General features: G+C 45.9%; 14 protein-coding genes. 8 read left to right on the top strand and 6 right to left on the bottom strand.

Going from position 1 to position 19,297, the window contains the following annotated elements; genetic code table 11:
* The first annotated feature begins 169 nt into the window (after nt 1-169).
* Both ABWV76_RS02615 and ABWV76_RS02610 read left to right on the top strand, forming a co-directional pair.
* Nucleotides 170-1,966: a hypothetical protein gene (locus ABWV76_RS02615; RefSeq protein ID WP_353375145.1), complete on the top strand. Its 1,797-nt coding sequence runs from the start codon at nt 170-172 to the stop codon at nt 1,964-1,966.
* 957 nt (nt 1,967-2,923) lie between these two features.
* Nucleotides 2,924-3,895, top strand: a complete 972-nt coding sequence (locus ABWV76_RS02610; protein WP_169337141.1) for a right-handed parallel beta-helix repeat-containing protein — start codon at nt 2,924-2,926, stop codon at nt 3,893-3,895.
* Nucleotides 3,896-4,476: 581 nt separating this feature from the next.
* Here ABWV76_RS02610 and ABWV76_RS02605 read toward each other — a convergent pair.
* Entirely contained in the window at nt 4,477-5,886 is a 1,410-nt protein-coding gene (locus tag ABWV76_RS02605) for a serine hydrolase domain-containing protein (RefSeq protein ID WP_353375144.1), read from the bottom strand.
* A gap of 380 nt (nt 5,887-6,266) precedes the next feature.
* Here ABWV76_RS02605 and ABWV76_RS02600 point away from each other — a divergent pair, with 380 nt between their 5' ends.
* The gene (locus ABWV76_RS02600) at nt 6,267-7,067 is read left to right on the top strand and encodes an IclR family transcriptional regulator (RefSeq protein ID WP_020414931.1); all 801 of its coding nucleotides are present in this window, start codon (nt 6,267-6,269) and stop codon (nt 7,065-7,067) included.
* A gap of 76 nt (nt 7,068-7,143) precedes the next feature.
* On the opposite strand, the gene ABWV76_RS02595 is transcribed toward ABWV76_RS02600, so the two are convergent.
* Together ABWV76_RS02595 and ABWV76_RS02590 are read right to left on the bottom strand one after the other, a co-directional pair.
* Entirely contained in the window at nt 7,144-8,271 is a 1,128-nt protein-coding gene (locus ABWV76_RS02595) for an acyl-CoA dehydrogenase family protein (protein ID WP_353375143.1), read from the bottom strand.
* A 27-nt stretch (nt 8,272-8,298) separates the two neighbouring features.
* Nucleotides 8,299-9,498 carry an acyl-CoA dehydrogenase family protein gene (locus ABWV76_RS02590; protein ID WP_353375142.1) on the bottom strand — a complete coding sequence of 400 codons (1,200 nt, stop codon included), beginning with the start codon at nt 9,496-9,498 and terminating at the stop codon, nt 8,299-8,301.
* A 457-nt stretch (nt 9,499-9,955) separates the two neighbouring features.
* Between ABWV76_RS02590 and ABWV76_RS02585 the strand changes: the two genes are divergently transcribed.
* From ABWV76_RS02585 to ABWV76_RS02565, 5 genes are all read left to right on the top strand, one after another.
* The gene (locus ABWV76_RS02585; protein WP_282950987.1) at nt 9,956-11,833 is read left to right on the top strand and encodes an acyl-CoA synthetase; all 1,878 of its coding nucleotides are present in this window, start codon (nt 9,956-9,958) and stop codon (nt 11,831-11,833) included.
* 56 nt (nt 11,834-11,889) lie between these two features.
* On the top strand, nt 11,890-13,092 hold the full coding sequence (locus tag ABWV76_RS02580) for a 3-oxoadipyl-CoA thiolase (protein WP_353375141.1): 1,203 nt from the start codon (nt 11,890-11,892) through the stop codon (nt 13,090-13,092).
* Nucleotides 13,093-13,152: 60 nt separating this feature from the next.
* On the top strand, nt 13,153-15,255 hold the full coding sequence (locus ABWV76_RS02575) for a 3-hydroxyacyl-CoA dehydrogenase NAD-binding domain-containing protein (RefSeq protein ID WP_353375140.1): 2,103 nt from the start codon (nt 13,153-13,155) through the stop codon (nt 15,253-15,255).
* A gap of 80 nt (nt 15,256-15,335) precedes the next feature.
* Nucleotides 15,336-16,334, top strand: a complete 999-nt coding sequence (locus ABWV76_RS02570; RefSeq protein ID WP_353375139.1) for a DMT family transporter — start codon at nt 15,336-15,338, stop codon at nt 16,332-16,334.
* Nucleotides 16,335-16,355: 21 nt separating this feature from the next.
* Nucleotides 16,356-16,817 (top strand): PaaI family thioesterase, encoded by a 462-nt coding sequence (locus tag ABWV76_RS02565; RefSeq protein WP_020414922.1) that lies wholly within the window; start codon nt 16,356-16,358, stop codon nt 16,815-16,817.
* A gap of 104 nt (nt 16,818-16,921) precedes the next feature.
* Here the strand turns inward: ABWV76_RS02565 and rho are convergent, their stop codons facing one another.
* The 3 genes from rho to ABWV76_RS02550 all read right to left on the bottom strand — a co-directional run bounded on the left by rho (nt 16,922) and on the right by ABWV76_RS02550 (nt 19,204).
* Nucleotides 16,922-17,860 carry a transcription termination factor Rho gene (rho, locus tag ABWV76_RS02560; RefSeq protein ID WP_353375138.1) on the bottom strand — a complete coding sequence of 313 codons (939 nt, stop codon included), beginning with the start codon at nt 17,858-17,860 and terminating at the stop codon, nt 16,922-16,924.
* Nucleotides 17,861-18,005: 145 nt separating this feature from the next.
* Nucleotides 18,006-18,896, bottom strand: a complete 891-nt coding sequence (locus ABWV76_RS02555) for an alpha/beta fold hydrolase (protein WP_353375137.1) — start codon at nt 18,894-18,896, stop codon at nt 18,006-18,008.
* A 59-nt stretch (nt 18,897-18,955) separates the two neighbouring features.
* A complete protein-coding gene (locus tag ABWV76_RS02550; RefSeq protein ID WP_353375136.1) occupies nt 18,956-19,204 on the bottom strand; it encodes a cupin domain-containing protein in 249 nt (82 codons plus the stop codon).
* Nucleotides 19,205-19,297: the final 93 nt, after the last annotated feature.

Genomic DNA, 19,297 nt, shown 5'->3' with positions numbered 1-19,297 from the left:
TATTGAGGACGAAATAATCTAGCCAATATTCTTGCCTCCAGTGACATCCTAATCTCTACTTTTTAGGGAATATTACTCTCCCATGTGGATTGGCATATTCTACTCAAACCTGCCTTTTGACCCTTAGTATCACACGCCATAGCGGTCTGTAGTAGAGGAAGGGATGCTTATGAAAGTCACATCTTGTTTTGCACTCTCAATATTTCTGGCGACACTGGTTGCACCCAGTGCCAACGCACAATGGAGCGGAAACGGCGAAGAATCCTTGGGGCACCCTGGCAAGCATTGTAAAAGGGTTAAACCCCGGTTCGATAAGCTGTTCAAAGCCCCAGTGGATGAGTGCTTTAATGGCGTTGGTGAACCCTACCCCGAGCTGGTTGATGGCGTCTGCTCCGCGGGTGAACCAAAACGCAACGGCGCCCAGATCTGGGGTATGGCTGAGTCACCCCGTTTCCTCTACTGGGGCACAGGAGCAAATGTCCCTTGTACTGCACAGGCCTCTCCAAATGCCGTATTGACGCCTATCTTTGCTCCCAACCAGGGCTGGGTTTGTGAGTTTGCAGAGGGAATACTCGCCCAAGAGAATCCGAATCTTAAAAATCTTGGTGATTGGCGTGCTCCAATGGCCTATCGCATGGATACCTGTACGCTTGAGGTAACGGAAATAACCCCTACTTACGATCCCCTGCTACAGGATACGCTGGGCTTTCGCTCCGGCGGTTATGCCGATGACGTAGTATTTCTCGCCGGTCCCGGTGGGGTTCAGGAGGGAATCGCCGGTGAAGGCGGCGGCAACAGCATCATCATGATGGCCTGGCAGGCGAGCACGGGACGCTACCTTGGCTCCAAGCGGTTCCCCCAATACTCCAATATCCGCAAGTTCCTTAACCATGAGGGAGTTCTATATACCGGTGTGGCTGTGCAAGAATCTCTCGGTGGTACAGGGGAGGTTTTACGCTGGATGGGCAATATCCATCATCCATTCAGGTTTGAGGTCGTGGGTACAATGCAAAGCAATCCGGCTAATTTCACCGTACATGATGGTCGCCTGTTTTTCTCTACCTGGCCAACTGGCGACGCTCAGACAGGACAAATCCGTGCCTACTCCGGCATTGTAATGAGCCCCAAAATTCCGGAGGGTGGATTCCTGCCGAAAAATGCCAAAGAGTGGAAGGAAGTCTGGAACATTACCGAGTACGAACCAGACCTTGTTTCCGCAGGTGTGTATGCTGGCGGTGATATTACCTCCTGGCGCGGCAAGCTCTACTGGGGCACGATTAATATCCCGCTGGGAGGCTTTAGGGCGCATGTCCTCGCTTACGGGGAAACCTGGAACAATCCAATTGGAGAGCTGGAAACCATCATCGCAACCCATAGGGCAACAACGGTATTCCGCGGAGATCGATTTGGTAAAAAGAAACGGAAACCAAAAATTGAAGTGCTCTATGGCTACAAGGATGTTCAGGTTTGGGATCCAGACAGGAATATGTTTGTTGACAAGAATACTCTGGCAGGCCTGCCCCAATTAGGCAGAGCCGGTTTGGGGTGGCCATTTAATGTCTATACTTGGCGCCTTGGGGTAACGGGCAGCGATATGTATCTGGGAACCCTGGATGTGAGTAGGCAGTTTGCTGGCCTGATTGAAAGTGGAACCGATCCTGCCAATGAGCTTCCCGCGGAGCTACTCATGTTCTTGGAAGATGCGCTATCAAATCCCAAGACTTCTGGCGGCAAGCTCTACCGCTTCTTTTCACCAAATCGTAGAGCTATTCCAGCCACCTTTAATGGCGTTGGCAATTCCGGGAACTCTGGTTTCCGCACAATGATCAATCACCCCAGGTTTATGTGGCTCGGCACTGCAAACCCATTTAATTTGGACCCAAGGGGCGGCTGGGAGTTATATAGATTTGCCCCTATAGCTCCCGGAAAACCCAAGTGGGTGAACGATTCTGAGTCAGCGCAATAAGTCAGAAAACTTAGTCTACTGATATTCACTTTTCGGAAGCTACTTATCTAATCAGGTAAGTAGCTTCTTTATTAGGATACCTTCAGTAATGAGATATTACTGCTAATGAATTATTTAAGATAGTTTCTATCAGCTCCAGCTCGAATCACACGCACTTATTTACATTAAAACCAATGAATAAATTGGCCAAGTGAAGTGCATTTAGTACTGAAATATTACTGAAACCTTCATAACAAAGCTAAATATATCCAATTAATTTTACCTGTCATTAATTCTAACCAATCAAAATTATAATTGAGTTGGCTTCAACATAGACCATACATCAATCAATTGATAACCACTCCTCAAAGGATAACTTTCGTCGAGAAGCCTACAAAAATTAATCACTCAAAAATAGATACTTATTTTCTAGCCAGAAGCATCACAACCGAATCCAGCATCAAATTCAACCATTCAGAACAGGCCACGCTATTAAACAGTCGAATTACTTCAATTTTATATTAAGAAAAATATACAAAAGAGTTTAAGATCTACAGTTAAACGCTGAAAGAAAACTTCACTTACCCCAAGTGTAATGTATAAATTTCCAGGGCGCACTATCAACTGGACTAACAAAGAGACTTTAGAAGATGTCTAGAACCTGATTATTCAATAACGAATCTTAATGGAGGCCCACATTAGAACATAAGTAAAAATAAACATCTTAAACCCGGTAAAAAAATTGAGCGTTAATATGACAAATTAATGTGCAAAGGGAAATATCCTTTTTCAAGGTTTTCTCAACCACCAATCACAACCTATAACGTGGGTATTTTCCTAAAAAAACCTTGCAAAAGTGATTTTTCGCAAAAGTTTTAAACATTTCATAAAACGGCAGATTTAAATGAGGCAGTTTTTAGCGAAAACTGAAAATATCATTATTTATTTAACACTAAATAGATTTTTAAAGGCACCATGATGAATAGATTGACCCTCTTAAAGCGCACTTTAACTTTTGTAGCTTTCATTTTTAGTATATTTATCTCTTTTAATTCTTTAGCGGTAGAATGTGGCGACATCATATCAACACCGAAGTTTCTTCTGCAGGACCTGAATTGTCATTTATCACCCGAAAAACCAGTAGCGTTAACTATTGAAGGGCCTTCAGGCAGCTTGACAATGGGAAACAAACAACTTACCTGCTCCTTTAATGCCGGTGAGGGGGAAGTGGGAATCGCTCTTGAAGGTTTTGCCGCACGTTTAGTAGGTGGGCAGATTAATGATTGCCCAAACGGCGTGATTGCGAGAGGTAGAGGATCTCACTCCATCATAGAGACGGAAATTCATGCTGCTTTATTTGAAGGTGTTACTTTGGAAAGTAACAACAACATTGTTTCCAGATCAGTAGTCTTGGGGCTAGGGGTTACTCAAGGAGAGGGAATCTCTCTAGATGGAAAAAACAATACGGCCACAGAAAATAGAGTTATTGGTGTAGGGGATGAGGGAATTGAAATTGACGGCGATTTTGCAACAGTAAACTTTAATTATGTTGACGGAAATGGAGATGATGGCATTGATATAGAGGCACTAAATGCGATAATTACCGCAAATTTTGTGAGAGGCAATGATGAGGGTATTAGTATCGAGGATGATAATGCTGTGGTTAACTCCAATACTGTTACAGAAAATGGTCGCAACGGTATAGAAATCTTTGGGGCATCAAATAACCTTGTATCTAATAATTTAGTGACAAAAAATGGATTTGTAATTCCTGGAAGTGCAGGCATAGTAATACTGCTGGAATCTGATGAAAACAACGAAATTGTCGGTAACACATCACTTGGCAATAGTGAAGTTGATCTAAAGGATGTCTTTGACCCTGATTGCACTGGCAGTAATGTCTGGCTGGATAATATCTTTGAAACGGCTGATCCAACTTGCTTAAAATGAGATAATAACTGACTAAAAATATTACTTCTTGGATTAGTTCAGACTAAATTTAACACATTGGTATTGAAATAAAAGAGGCGCCTGGTCTGAACTAATTCAATCGAACTATATTCCCCACCTCTTCAAAGATCACTACTAATCATTATAGAGCGTTATTTTTAGTTGATCACGAATCTCTATTAGAGTATGCACATTTTAAGTGCCTTGATTGAACAGATCAAGGAAGCATCTTACTCTTAGCTAAGAGGGTAAAATCAGTTACTTTTCCACTAAGACATTTATTTGGATCCAAGGGATAGCTGGGTGTTATATCATTTCGCACCTATTGCACCAGGAAAGCTGAAGTGGATTGAAGGTGCAGAGGTCAACAATTAGATTTTCTAGTCTTGGAACGATTTTCATCTGGCTGGGCGATAAGCTAATTTGTTTTATCAATGACTTCCACAATCAAAATATATACTACCCACTATTAAGAGATTAAAACTTTTCTCAACTTCTTCTCAGCCTGCACTTTTAGCAACCCTAAATACCACACAGGGATATTCAACAACACCAAAGAATATTGCTCTCATGAACCTCGCCTATTTTTTAATAAATTCGATAGATCCATTCTGAGAATTGACAGCGCCTCCATCCTGAATATAAAAAGAAATATCTCTTTGAAGAGCCCCTAAATGTGCCCTATACTTTTTACCATCTTTCAATAAAGGTCCGTTAAGAACCCCCCAATCTACCATTACTTTACCATTGTCAATATAGAGTTTTTGCTCCGGCCAACCGCTACTATTGGTAAAAGTGCCAAGCAAGTTATCTGGAAAATCATCGGAACTGACAATCAAGGCAGAATCTGGAGCTTCCAATAGCTCACGTCGAACAGACTTCTTCAGTCGATTCATCTCTTGCTCAAATAATGTACTCCTATTTCTTTTATTTAAAATTGAGTTATAAGTATAGTTTGCCATTACATGGGGTAAGATATAAGCCACATCCTGATTAGTGAATGTAATTACACCAATCTCTCTTTCTGGCATAAATGATACATGAATGCTATATCCACCATAGTTTCCAAACCTCGTCAAAAGCGTCTCTTGATTATACTCTGCCAAATCCCACCCCAAAGTGTATCCAGATCGCTCATAGGTGAAATAGGTTTTAGATTGGCCAACCTGCTTTTCATGAAGTTCATCAAAGATATCACTTTTAGATAAATTTAACTTATCTTTGTTTATGTTTACCTGAAGCCATACCGCCAAATCATTTACTGTCGAAACCAACCCTCCTGAGGGATGCATCGTAAGGTCAGACTTGAAATGCCCTGAGCTAAAGATATTGCCATCGCTAGATGTGATGAAAGATGGGAGAATTGCCCTCGCCTTGGATATGTTGTTCGTTGTCGCATTCATATCCAGCGGGTCGGCAATATACTCCTTTATTAGCTCTCCCCAAGTTTTTCCAGTGACATTCTCTGCAATCATCGAGGCGACTATCGGGCCCGTATTTGAATACCTAAAATTATAATCTGGCGCTATCAGTAGATTCTCACTTAATGAGTGAACTAGCTCCTCTGGACCGGAATAACCTAAAAAAGCTGACTTAAAGGTATGTTGGATACTTGTAAATCCTGCCGTATGGGTCAGTAAATCCCTAATACTGATCTTATTGGTATCAACTTTTCCCTCAAGCCCCAACTGGAGCTTATAAGATGATATGGGTTTATCTAAATCCAACTTGCCCGAGCTATGCAGGATAGCCATCAAAGTACTGGTAAAAGACTTTGTGTGACTTGCGATTAAGATAGGCGTTCTCTCTGTAACTTTAGGGCCATCTTCAGAATAGGCATAAAAGAAATCAAGCCCGTTCTTATCAACTACTGCAACAAAATGTGAGCCAATTAAGCGGCTACTATTAGACAGCTCCACCAGAGCTGATTTTATTTCTTTTTCAATACTATCATCTATGGCATAACAGTTATTGCCGGCGATCAAAGCCATTACGACACCAACAAGAAGCCTTATTATCATATCTAAAATTCTTTTTCTAAATGAGATCGAAATTGGAAAAGTTCACTGGTAACGAATTCAAACACTAATTTCATCTTTGAAACAAGCAGCAACTATGCAAAATACGATAAATAGAATGTATATATAGGTATTCCGCAAAAAAAAATACAATTAAACTATATCGGTATTACAGAATACTCTTGATCTTGACTCATTGTTGGGCCCCCAAGTACAACCACAATTTTCGTTACCGCTCATTATTATCCAAATACCCTTCACAGGCCTAAATTTCTCTTCGAGGCTAAGTATCTAACTTCAGATCCAGGAGTAAAATTTGTATACTTGCTACTATAGAAGCAGGATTTAAGACCATGGCTCCGTTGAGTGATCTTCCAAGAAAGAAAAGCGCAGAACCCGATCGCAAGTTTATTGAAGCCCTCGCCCGAGGACTGGATGTACTGCGGGCATTTCAACCTGGTGATGGCTTTCTGGGTAACCTTGAAATCGCCCAACGCACCGGCTTGCCTCGCTCCAGTATTTCACGGCTAACCTACACTCTGACAAAATTAGGTTATTTGACCTACTCGGATCGACTGGAAAAATACCAATTAGGAAGCGGCGTACTAGCACTTGGTTACTCTTTCGTCTCTAATCTGGCTATTCGCCAGGTTGCCAAGCCCCTTATGCAAGACCTTGCAAATTCCACAGGAACTGCGGTAGGACTGTCTGACCGTGATCGACTCGATATGATATTTGTCGAGTTTTGTGCAGCTGCTAATGTTACGACTTTTCGCTACGAAATAGGTAACCGTGTACCTCTAGCTACTAGTGGTTCAGGACGGGCTTTCCTGGCAGCACTACCACAAGAGGAGCGCGAGTACTTTTATGGACACCTGGAGAAAAGGAATAGCGAGCGCTGGCCGAAAATCAAGGTTGGAATTGAAGAAGCGGTAGCAAGCTATAAGCAGCGCGGCTTTTGTTGCTCCTTTGGCGACTGGAACCGCGATGTTAATGGTATTGCTGTCCCCCTACAATTAAGCCAGGGGCGCATTTATACATTTAACGCTGGCGGACCTGCTTACCGCCTGAGTCCAGAATTCCTGAAAGAAGAAGTCGCCCCCTTATTGAAGAATATGGTCGGTAATATAGAGGCCATGCTGATCCGCTACTAGATAACTTGACCCCAGGTTAGTAGCGCAATGCAACCAACCTGGGGAACAACTCATCACCTCACAGCTGCCTGCCTCGCTAGTGCCCGGCAAATCGGCGGGTATGATAATCTGTACTACCGAACAAATACTGGATTGTGGTTAAACGTTTAAAGTAGTGGCTTACATCCAACTCCTCTGTAACCCCTATACCGCCATGTAACTGAATTGCTTCCTGGCCTACTAACCGGGCAGCTTTTCCAATGCGGCTTTTTGCTGCAGAAATTGCCTTAGGGGCAACGCCATTATTCACATCCAACTGTAACGCTGCCATTAATAGAATAGAGCGGGCCTGCTCATATTCGGTAAACATATCCACCATACGGTGTTGCAAGGCCTGGAACTTGCCAATGGCAACGCCAAACTGCTCTCGGGTCTTTGTGTATTCCACGGTCTTTTTATATATTTTCTCCATGGCCCCTACTGCCTCGGCACACAGCGCCAGTGTGGCCCGATCAATTGTCTGTTCCATTACTGGCAAAGCGGCTCCTTCCTCTCCGACCCGGTTTGCCACAGGAACCATGACATTATTAAACTTTACCTCAGCCGCACGGTGCCCATCCACAGTGGCATACCCCTGGCGGTGAACACCCTCAGTGTTGGCATCTATCAATAATAAAGTGATACCTTCACAATCATGTTGGCCGCCGCTAGTACGTACTGCCACCAATAGTTTATCTGCGGCTGAACCGTTCAGAACAACGGCTTTGTGGCCATTCACTACGTAGCTGTCTCCGTTCCTTACAGCTTTGGTGGTAATATCAGAAAGATTGAAACGGCTCTGGGGCTCAGCAAATGCAAATGCCAGCTGCAACTTGCCTTCCATCAACAAGCTTATTAGCTCTCGCTTCTGCGCCTCGTTGGCACCGTTTGCTATTAGCCCACCACTTAAAACTGCACTTGCCAGGAAGGGTTCCACCACCAGACCACGACCAAACTCTTCCATCACCACCATCAGATCAACAGCAGAACCACCCAGACCACCGTCTTCTGCACTAAATGGAACCATTAGCCAGCCCAACTCGGCAAATAACTTCCAGTTATCCTCACTAAACCCAGTATCACTGTCTATTAACTTACTGCGACGATCAAAGTCATAATCCTGTTGAATAAATTTGCACACACTGCTTTGCAACATCTGCTGCTCTTCGCTATAGGAAAAATCCATCGTTCCAATCCTCATTAAACGTCGCGTTTACAGGCCAAGTACCCACTTGCTGATAATATTTTTCTGAATTTCGTTACTGCCACCATAAATCGAGGATTTACGATTATTTAAGTAACGGGGCACGCTGCTGGTAATAACTCCAGGGCCTACGTGCTCGCCATCAAATCCGCTTTTAAATTGCTCCCGGACAAATGGCATTCCGTAATAACCCGCAGTTTCCATGTAAAGTTCATCAATAAGCTGGGCGATTTCAGTTCCTTTAATTTTCAAAATGGAGGATTCCGGCCCCGGTGCATTACCGGTACTCACTGCCGCAAGTGCTCTTAGCTCGGTAAACTCCAGAGCTAAAAGATCTATTTCAACCTCTGCCAGCTTTTGCGCAAAGGCTGGATTTTCCAGGAGGCTGGTGTCACCATCACAAGTATCACCTGCCAGCTTTTTTAAAGTCTGTAAACGTTTTTTGGAAGTGGCAACCCGTGCAATGCCTGTGCGTTCATGGGTCAACAATACCTTGGCATAGGTCCAGCCGTGACCTTCCTCTCCTATACGATTGGCCACTGGTACCCGTACATTATCAAAATGCACTTCATTCACTTCATGATGGCCACCCAAAGTCATAATGGGCGATACAGTAATGCCCGGGTGGTTCATTTCAATTAACAGGAAAGTGATTGCGGCCTGGTTTTTGACTTCGGGGCCTCCGGTACGAACCAGGCAGAAAATCCAATCGGCCCAGTGTCCCAGAGTCGTCCAGGTTTTGGTACCATTAACGATATACTCATCGCCATCTCGCACTGCTGTGGTTTTTAACGACGCCAAATCAGAGCCCGCATTTGGCTCCGAATATCCTTGGCACCACCAAACATTACTTGCCAAGATATCCGGCAAAAACCGCTGCTTTTGCTCTTCACTACCATAAGTGAAGATAACCGGTGCAACCATTTTAAAACCGAAAGGAATTACATCTGGCGCGCCGAAGTTGGCACACTCATTGGCCCAAATGTATTTTTGTGTTGGCGTCCAACCGGTACCCCCATATTCAACTGGCCAGTTAGTCGCAGCCCAACCCTGTTCGTACAGGATCTTTTGCCAGCGTTCATAGTCCTCTTTTCCCAGGGGAATTTCATCCAGTGTCCTCTCACTGATATCCGCCGGAAGCTTCTCTTGCAGGAATTGCTTAACTTCCTGCTGAAAAGCTAATTCTTCTGGGGAAAAATCTATATTCATTCGCTTGCTCCTGTTTTTATGGGTGCAATTGGCAGAGATTTTTCAGCTAACTTCCTTCACCAACTTGCACAATCAACATGTACTAAATTCGGAAGTTCCCTTATACAAGCGGAATAAATTCACTTTCGATCTGGCTCGGCGGGCCCTACTCTTTGTCTTAAGTAAACCTATCTACAAACAATTTCAGGCTGATATTGATATCTGAGCATCGCTATTCTGACTTTTTCCGACTCACGGAAGTAAGTCCTCGGTTAACGAGCCAACTCTATTGGCGCAACTTTCTACTTAATGGCGTATTTACATAGCCGGTGTATATATTTACCCGCCATTTTCCATCAATTAGCTTTTAAATCACCACTCGACGCACAAAACATTACCATTGAATTCCGCAGAGTGGAATGCTCATTTCACTTTTGATATTGTCATCAGCATAATAACCATAGTGAGAGAAGCCCCCATGTCTATCACGTCCACTTCCACTGGCAGTCCCATGCTGCAATCTCTTGCAGAAATCCAGGAATATGAAAAAGTTCCTTTGTTACAACGTTACCCCTGGGAAAACACCTACGATTTAATTCGGCAGGCCGCCCGTCTTTACCAACAAGATGCAGCCATCGAATTTCTTCCCACCGCTGTACCAGATGAAGAAAGTGTGACAGTGAGCTACTCACAGCTATCCGAGAGAGTTCACCAAACTGCCAATCTACTCCATTCTCTCGGCATAAATTCGACAGATACGGTTTCATTACTATTACCCAATCTTCCAGAAACGCATTTCGCACTCTGGGGAGGACAAGCCGCAGGAATCGCCAGTCCTATTAATCCATTGCTGGAACCGGAGCATATCGCCGAGATCATGAATGCCACCAAAGCCAAGGTATTAGTCAGCCTTGGGCAGGATCTCAGTGAGGAGATTTGGGAAAAGGTTGCGCAGGTCATTGAGCAGGTTCCAACCTTGAAGGCACTGCTACTAATCAGTAAAAAACCGGTTAGTACCCTATCCATGCCTTCCGGCATTAAGGTAGAGAATTTTGTATTGGCAATTGCCCAACAGCCAAATGACCACTTAATTAGTGGGCGAACTATTCAAGGCGATGAAATTGCCAGTTACTTCCACACCGGAGGGACAACCGGGCGACCTAAAATTGCACGCCTGACCCACAGCAATATTGCGTTTGTCGCACAACTGAGTGTGGACACAACATCCAGTAAGGGGCGATTTGCTACCCTCAGTGGCCTTCCTCTGTTTCACATTTTCGGCACTGTGGTCGCCGGCATTGGCACTCTGCTCGCCGGCCGCACGATTGTTATAATGACCCCATCAGGTTTTCGCTCCCCCAATGTGCTCCCCAACTGGTGGCATCACGTCGCCCGCTTCCGGGTACAGGGCTTTGGTGCCGTGCCCACTATTCTCGGCATTTTGATGCAAATCCCTGTGGGCGACAATGACATCAGCTGCCTGACAGATGTTGGCTGCGGGGCCTCGCCTTTACCCGCAGCGCTTAAGAGTGCGTTTGAGGAAAAATTCAATGTGACGGTAAGCAACGGCTATGGCATGACAGAGTCCAGCTGCCTGCTGGCCCGCCCCCCAACAGATATGCAAGCACCCGAAGGCAGCGTCGGCCGCCGCCTCCCCTACATGGAAATGAAAATTGCCGAAGTGGATGGAAACCGGCTAGTGAGAACCTGTAACACCGGTGAAGTAGGTATTGTACTAGCACGGGGGCCACATATTTTTTCAGGCTATCTCTCCGAAGAGGATAACGCCAAGGCTTGGGTTGACCACAGTTGGTTTAATACTGGCGATATGGGATATGTCGATGGCGATGGCAATCTTTATCTGACCGGGCGAGCCAAGGATTTAATCATTCGTGGCGGCCACAATATAGATCCGGCCTTGATTGAAGAGCCACTAAGCCGCCACCCCGCCGTGGCTATGGCCGTTGCCGTGGGACAGCCCGATGCCTATGCCGGTGAGGTTCCGGTGGCCTATGTCACTCTATATCCGTCCGAAAATCCTCCCACGGAAGCGCAGCTTATCGACTACTGCCGCACCCAGATTTCTGAACGTGCAGCGATACCCAAGCGGATAGAGATCATTGATGAAATCCCCCTAACTGCAGTAGCCAAGGTATTCAAACCCGCCTTGCGTAATCGCGCTACCGAATATGTTATTGGCCAGGCACTTCAGGAAAAAAATATATCTGCAGAGTTTTCTGCCCGTTTTGATAGTGCCCTGGGCCAGGTTGCAAAAGTTCGCCTGGAAAAACCTTCGGCTAAAACAGTAGCAGAGGAGGCATTGGAAAATATTCCGGTAGCGCTGGAGTTTGATTAAGCCCGGACATTTACTACTGCTCACAAAACAATAATCAGTCATTGGGAAAACTGACAATGCCACAAGCTTATATCTATGATGGCGGCCGAAGTGCTTTTGGTCGCCATGGAGGTAGCCTTTCCAGTATCAGGCCAGACAATATGCTCGCGCATGTCATTAAAACCCTGGTTGAGCGTAATAATTTCGATCACAAGCAATTTGAGGATGTGATTGCCGGAAATACCAATCAGGCCGGTGAGGACAGTCGTAATATCGCCCGCTTTGCCGGGCTAATTGCAGGACTGCCGATCTCCACCGGTGGTATTACGGTAAACCGCTTATGTGGTTCAGGCTTATCTGCCGTTGCCGATGCAGCCCGCTGCATCAGGGCCTCGGAAGGTGATTTGTTCATTGCCGGTGGTGTTGAATCCATGAGCCGCGCCCCTTTGGTCCTCTCCAAAGCAAGCAGCCCGTTCGATCGCACCCAGCAACTGGCGGATACCACTTTGGGTCCGCGCTTCACCAACCCCGATATTGTTGCAGAATTTGGCAGCCATACCATGCCGCAAACTGCAGACAATATCGCCGCAGACCTGAATATTCAGCGGGAAGAATGCGATATCTTTGCGTTAGCTTCACAAGCAAAATATGAAAGCGCGCGTTTTGATGGCTTTTTTATTGATGAAATTATTCCTATCGAGGTGCCACAGGACCGAAAGCAACCACCCCGCCTTATCGATACTGATGAGCATCCCCGCCCCGATACCAGCCTGGAGCGCCTGCAAACGCTACGCCCGCTATTTGAAGGCGGCGTAGTAACTGCTGGAAATGCTTCTGGAATCAACGATGGTGCCGCAGCACTCATTATTGGCAGCCAGGAGGCCGGGCAGGCCGTAGATCTCAAGCCCCGCGCACGTATTCTCGCCAGTGCTATTGCGGGAGTGGAGCCAAGAGTAATGGGGTTAGGCCCGGTCCCGGCTACCCGTAAGGCATTGGCTCGTGCAGGCTTGAACCTGGCAGATATGGATGTCATGGAGTTTAACGAGGCTTTTGCTGTACAGGCCATGGGCTGCCTGAAAATGCTCGAGATTGATTACGAGGACTCCAGGGTAAACCCCAATGGTGGTGCAATTGCAGTTGGGCATCCGCTCGGCGCCAGCGGAGCCCGCATTCTACTCACAGCATTACGTCAGCTGGAGCGTAGCGGCGGGCGCTACGGGTTAGCCACCATGTGTATTGGTATTGGCCAGGGAATCGCAGTGATTATTGAGCGTATATAAAAACCGGCGAGACCCTCTAGGAGAAACAATCTAATAGTCATTTAAGATCTGGAGATAACAATGTCTACCGTAAATTATGAACTTATTGGCGATATTGGTGTTATTCGACTTAACAACCCCCCTGTCAACGCGCTTTCCCACGGGCTGCGCGAAGGCATTTGGGGAGCGATCAAGAGTGCCCAGGAAGATGCCTCTCAGGCACTGGTTTTAATATGTGAAGGCCGCACTTTTATTGCTGGTGCAGACATCACAGAATTTAGTAAGCCACCACAGGCACCTGCCTTATCTGAGGTGATTACAGAAATCGAAAACTCTCGTAAACCGGTGATTGCCGCTATTCATGGTACCGCATTGGGCGGGGGCTTTGAGGTGGCACTGGCTTGTCACTATCGTTGTGCCCAGGCTTCTGCCAAAGTCGGCCTGCCTGAAGTTAAATTGGGGTTATTGCCTGGGGCCGGTGGTACTCAGCGCACGCCACGTCTGGCCGGCGTTGCGGCTGCACTAGAAATGATCACCAAAGGTGCCCCAATCCCGGCCGCGAAAGCCAAAAGCATGAAGCTGATCGATCACGTGGTTGATGATGATCTATTCGAAGGGGCCCTCGCCTTTGCTCGTGAGCTAATTGACCAGAAAGCCCCACCACGCAGAGTCCGGGACATCACAATAGATCCTGCCAGTATTCCAGAGGGCCTGTTCGACGATTTCCGCCAGCGACTGGAAAAAAGAGCACCTGGTCAACTGGCCCCACAGAACATTGTCTCCTGTGTGGAGGCAGCAGTTAAACTGCCATTCGATAAAGGGCTGGCTAAAGAACTGGATCTATTTATCGAATGTCTGCTCTCAAGTCAGTCCGCCGCCCTGAGGCATATGTTCTTTGCCGAGCGACGTGCGACAAAAGTTCAGAATCTCTCCAAAGATACCCCTATCAGAGAAATAAACAGTATTGGCATTATTGGCGGCGGCACTATGGGGGGAGGTATCGCCATGAATTTTGCCAATGCCGGTATCCCAGTCAAGCTGCTGGATATCGATCAAGCTGCCGTAGAACGTGGCCGAGCAGTAATCGACAAGAACTACAGTATCAGTATGAAAAAGGGGAAGATTACAGAGCCCCAAAAAACACACTGCCTCTCACTAATCCAGGGCACCACTGACTATTCCGACCTGGTAGAGGTAGACCTCGTTATCGAAGCTGTGTTTGAGAATGTAACGCTTAAAAAGGAAATTTTTTCCAAGCTGGACCAATACTGTAAACCCGGCACCATTCTCGCAACAAACACTTCCTACCAGGATATCGACCAGATCGCCGCTGCTACCAAACGGCCAGAAAATGTTATCGGGTTACACTTTTTCAGCCCCGCCAATGTTATGAAACTTCTGGAAGTCGTTCGTGGCTCAAAGAGCGCCGACGATGTTATCGCTACCGCAATGCGGTTGGCAAAAACTATCAAAAAAGTTCCCGTCCTGGCCGGAAACTGCTATGGGTTTATTGGCAACCGGATGCTGCGGCCCTATGCCCGTGAAGCGCAACTCTGTTTGATAGAAGGAGCCACCCCGGAGCAAATAGATACCGTAATGCAATCCTGGGGCATGGCCATGGGGCCCATAGCGGTTGGAGATTTGGCCGGTCTCGATATTGGCCACAAGGCCCGCGAGGGCCTGAGCGAAGCAGAAAAAGGCGACCCCAAAACCTACTGCATTGCGGATGCTTTAGTAGAGATGGGACGCCTGGGCCAAAAGAGTGGAGCCGGTTATTACCGCTATGACCCAGAAACTCGCGCTCGTACCAGTGACCCCGAAGTCCAAGCAATCATAGAGGCTCAAGCCAAAGCTCATGGAATAGAGCGGCGAGACATCTCCGATAAAGAAATTCTTAATCGCCTTACTTTCGCCTTAATTAATGAGGGAGCCAGAATTCTGGAAGAAGGGATAGCCCAACGCCCCAGTGATATTGATGTTGTGTATGTTTATGGCTATGGTTTCCCTCCCCATCGCGGCGGCCCCATGTTTTACGCAGATAGCATCGGCCTGAAAAAGATCTACGATACTATTTGCACATTCCGTGACCAACATTGCGAAGCCAATTGGACTCCCGCACCATTGCTCGTCCAACTGGTAAAAGAAGGTAAAACATTTGCGAAATGGGCAGACGATCAGCGATAGTATTCGCTTCTCAAGGGTAACCGGTAAAAGTACCGGTTACCCTTTTTGCCAAAGTTGAGAGATTTTTAATTGGCAACACAATGACAAGGCCTGATACCTTAATAGAATCGAAACTACGACCGAGCCAGATGCGGTTTAATGAGCTGCAGCTCGAACAGTCACCAGAACCGTTAGATCACCACAAAGCGATCCAAGCCAGGGTTAAGAGAAACAATTGGAAAGGCATAGGTTACGCACTGGCCACCGCCATGGTTGCCAGTACAGCCGCCGCAGCCAGTAAATGGATATCACCCGCCGTACCAGTACCTTTAATAGTTCTCAGCCAATACAGCATCTGCTTACTATTACTTATTCCCTGGCTGGTGCGCCAGTCACCCCAACAGCTCATAACACAACACTGGAAAACCCATTTACTGCGAGGCTTTGCAGGCTGGCTCTGCTTCTTTTCCTACTTTTATGCACTCAGCCGTATTTCATTGATGGAGGCAGGCTTACTACGCAATGCCGCCCCTATTTTTGTTCCACTTGTAGCCTGGCTTTGGGCGCGTGCACAGATTCCCGCCACAAGCTGGCTACCCATTGTGCTTGGACTACTTGGTATCGCACTGATTCTTCAACCTGATATCCATGGTATCAGCAGTGGCCACGCCTTCGGCTTACTGTCAGGTATTACTCTAGCTGTCTCTATGGTGGGCACACGTATTCTGTCTCGTACTGATAGGTCGAGCCTTATTTTGTTTTACTACGTCCTTATATCATTTATGTGTAGCCTGCCCCTGGGTATCTACTACTGGCAGTCAATACCTACCTGGACTATTCCCTACCTGGCTTTTAATGGGATTTCTGTTTTATTAGCGATATGGCTCTATACCAAAGCTTATAGTTATGCAAAACCCAGTGTAGTTTCACCAATCAGTTATTTTGGAGTAGTTATTGCCGGCATTTTTGGCTGGCTGATTTGGCAACATCTGCCTAACACAATTGCGCTGATAGGAATTTGTATAGTGGTCACAGCAGGTCTGCTCACAGTGTATTTCTCCACCCTGCGCGCTGCCCGAACGCACCCTGTTCCGAACTAATTTCCCAAAGGGTAAGTCCAAATGAGCTGGCAAAATAAAAAACAACCACCGTTTAATGATCATTTGGGTGTGAAAATTGATGAATGGCAAGAAGGCCGTGTAGTGATCAGCGTAACCGTACTTCCTGAGCATTTGAATAGCCACGGAGTACCCCATGGGGGATTTATTACAACGTTAATTGATATTGCCGGATCCTACTGTGGTCTCTACTGCCCGTACCCAAATCGTCGGCGTAAATCCCTCACGCTTTCATTAACAACTAATTTCACCGGTCGAGCCAAAACCAACCAGTTAACCGCCATAGGTAAGTTGACCAGCTCGGGGCATAAAATCTTTTATTCCTATACCGAAGTTTATGACAGCGTAGGAACTCTGCTTGCAACTGGCCAGATGACAATGCGTTACCAAACTGGTAGTGAAATACTAGAGGGGGAAGCCATTGAAGAGTATCCTGCAAAAACACACCATAGAATTGACGTGTGAAGCCCCCGACTGACTAACAGCTGTCATAATAAGGTCTCGGGCGTTCAGTAACTAACTCCTAAAATGCTAAGCGGCTAAATACTCCCCCTAAACTTAACTAAAAATTAATGGTCAAGTAACTCCGCATTAGTCGGGTACTTTTTAAGGAGTTCAATAAGTTTTTTAGTGCCATCTACAGGCTTAAGGCCGGCAAGCGTTCTTCGTAAAGCTCTTATCGTTGCAATATCTTTCGAGTTAAACAGGACTTCCTCACGGCGAGTACTGCTTTTAGCAATATCCAAGGCAGGGAAAATTCGCTGTCTCGCAACTTCCTTTGACAATACTACTTCCATATTTCCCGTACCCTTAAACTCCTCAAATATCACCTGGTCCATTCGGCTTCCGGTATCCACGAGTATCGTTGCCAGAATCGTAAGTGATCCACCACCTTCAATCTTTCTCGCAGCGCCAAACAGCTTTCTGGGTATCTCCATAGCCCTGGCATCTATCCCACCCGACATTGTACGCCCCCTACCACTCTGCTGCGCATTATGCACCCGTGATAGCCTTGTCAACGAGTCAACCACGATCATTACATCCTGGCCTTCACCGGCTTCCTTACAAGCCCTATCAAGGAGTTCATTAGCTACACGCACATGCTCTTTATAGCTATGATCAGAGGAGGAAGCATACACTTCTGCCGGTACACTTCGCTTAAAGTCAGTAACCTCCTCTGGCCTTTCATCAATAAGCAAAGCGTACAGCTTTATTTCGGGGTAAGCCTTCCCCACTGCTTGGCAGATATGCTTGAGGATAGTGGTTTTGCCACAGCCCGGAGGGGCCACAATCAAGCCTCGTTGCCCCTTGCCAATTGGCGTAATCAAATCCATCGCCCGTACCGTAAGTTGCTGAGAACCTGACTCAAGGCGAATAGGCTCAGATGGATTAATAGCTACGCCATTTAAGAACCGCTTCTTTGGATCAGAAGTATCCTCTTGCTTTTTATCAGCCTTCTTAGGCTCCGTATTTCTTTTTACCTTTAAGGATAATACTTTTCTAGACATAATATGCGCTTTACAAATCATTCCCCATTGGGGAGTACTTTAACTTTTAAAACAAAACTACAGAGAACCAGATTTTCTTGATCCTCTGTGTTTATCACCACGAAACCACTCTATACACAAGTTAAGTAAAGCAGGGGCTTATATATTATTTATCATTCTCCATGGCAGAAAGAAACTGATCGAGTACCTGATTAAACTCTCTGGGTCTCTCCCAAAACATCATGTGTTTTCCCATATAAACAGCAGTGGCAGACGGTGTATTGGCCTTGATCCATTTATCCGCAACACTTTTAACTTCCTCTCTCACAACATACAGTAGGGGCAATTTACCTTCCAATGCTACAAGATCATCACTATAGTCCAGGTAAAATCCGGTCGCGTTGGTAATTGAAGCGACACTACTAGAGGTCTGATTAGCAATTTGGGTAACCCAGGCAATATTTTCCTTTGAAGGGTTTTCAAGCATCCATTTCACAAATTCACTAATTACATTATCTCGATCTTCTATAATGCCCTCAGTAAATGAGCGTGAATAGCCGTCCGAATCATCATTTAGATACCAAACCCACTCATCACGGCTTGCTCCCGCTATATCTGGTCCAGTATCAATCATGATCATCGCTTTCAGTTTATCGGAACCAAACTGATTCAAATAGGCCAATTGCTCCGTTACGCCATATGACCAACCTGCCAAGATCACCTTGTCTATATCCAATGCCCCTATTAACTTAGCCAGGTCTCTAGCATGTTGTTGATAGGTGTGCCCCTCGACGGGCTTTGATGATTTGCCCTGCCCACGGGGATCATATGCCAGCGCGCGGTACTTTTTAGAATCTTTAAAGTGGGCAAGTTGATGCTCAAAAACGTCTGCCGACATCATCCAGCCAGGAATAAAAATAATGGCAGTATCACCACTCCCCGATTGTTCATAATAAATAGTGAGGTCTTTATCTATCTCGACTTCTTCTGCAGCTACATTGACCACAGACAAACCAATCCCGATAATTACCATTCTTAAGAAGTTTCGCATTTTCATAACTCTTACCCACTCCCAATCATGTTGTTAAATCGTCACCCCAATGAAAATCAAGGCATTCAAGCCTGGTAACTTTCTACCGTCAAATTAACTGATTTATTAAGCTGGTACCACTTCAAACTGGCTTGAATAATTAACAATTCCATCTCTTTCGATATGTCATTAACTAATCCATGGATTCCAGCTATTTTATTTAAAATTATACCTTCAGCGGAAGCTCGTGTCTTCTCGTCCTCGATAGTCAAAGTGCCTTTAGCTTTTAAAATGATATACATCTCCTCAATATCACAATGGGCAAGCTCACCCACAGAGCTAAACCGCGGCATCACAACAGGAATAGCAAAATCTCATGCTCTATTAAAATCTCTGCATTTAAGGGCTTGATATATTACTATGCCACC

Source organism: Microbulbifer sp. NBRC 101763, from assembly GCF_040371615.1.
Taxonomy (GTDB): Bacteria; Pseudomonadota; Gammaproteobacteria; order Pseudomonadales; family Cellvibrionaceae; genus Microbulbifer; species Microbulbifer variabilis.
The sequence above is the reverse complement of the archived record's forward strand: the minus strand, read 5'-3'. Positions and strand labels throughout refer to the sequence as shown.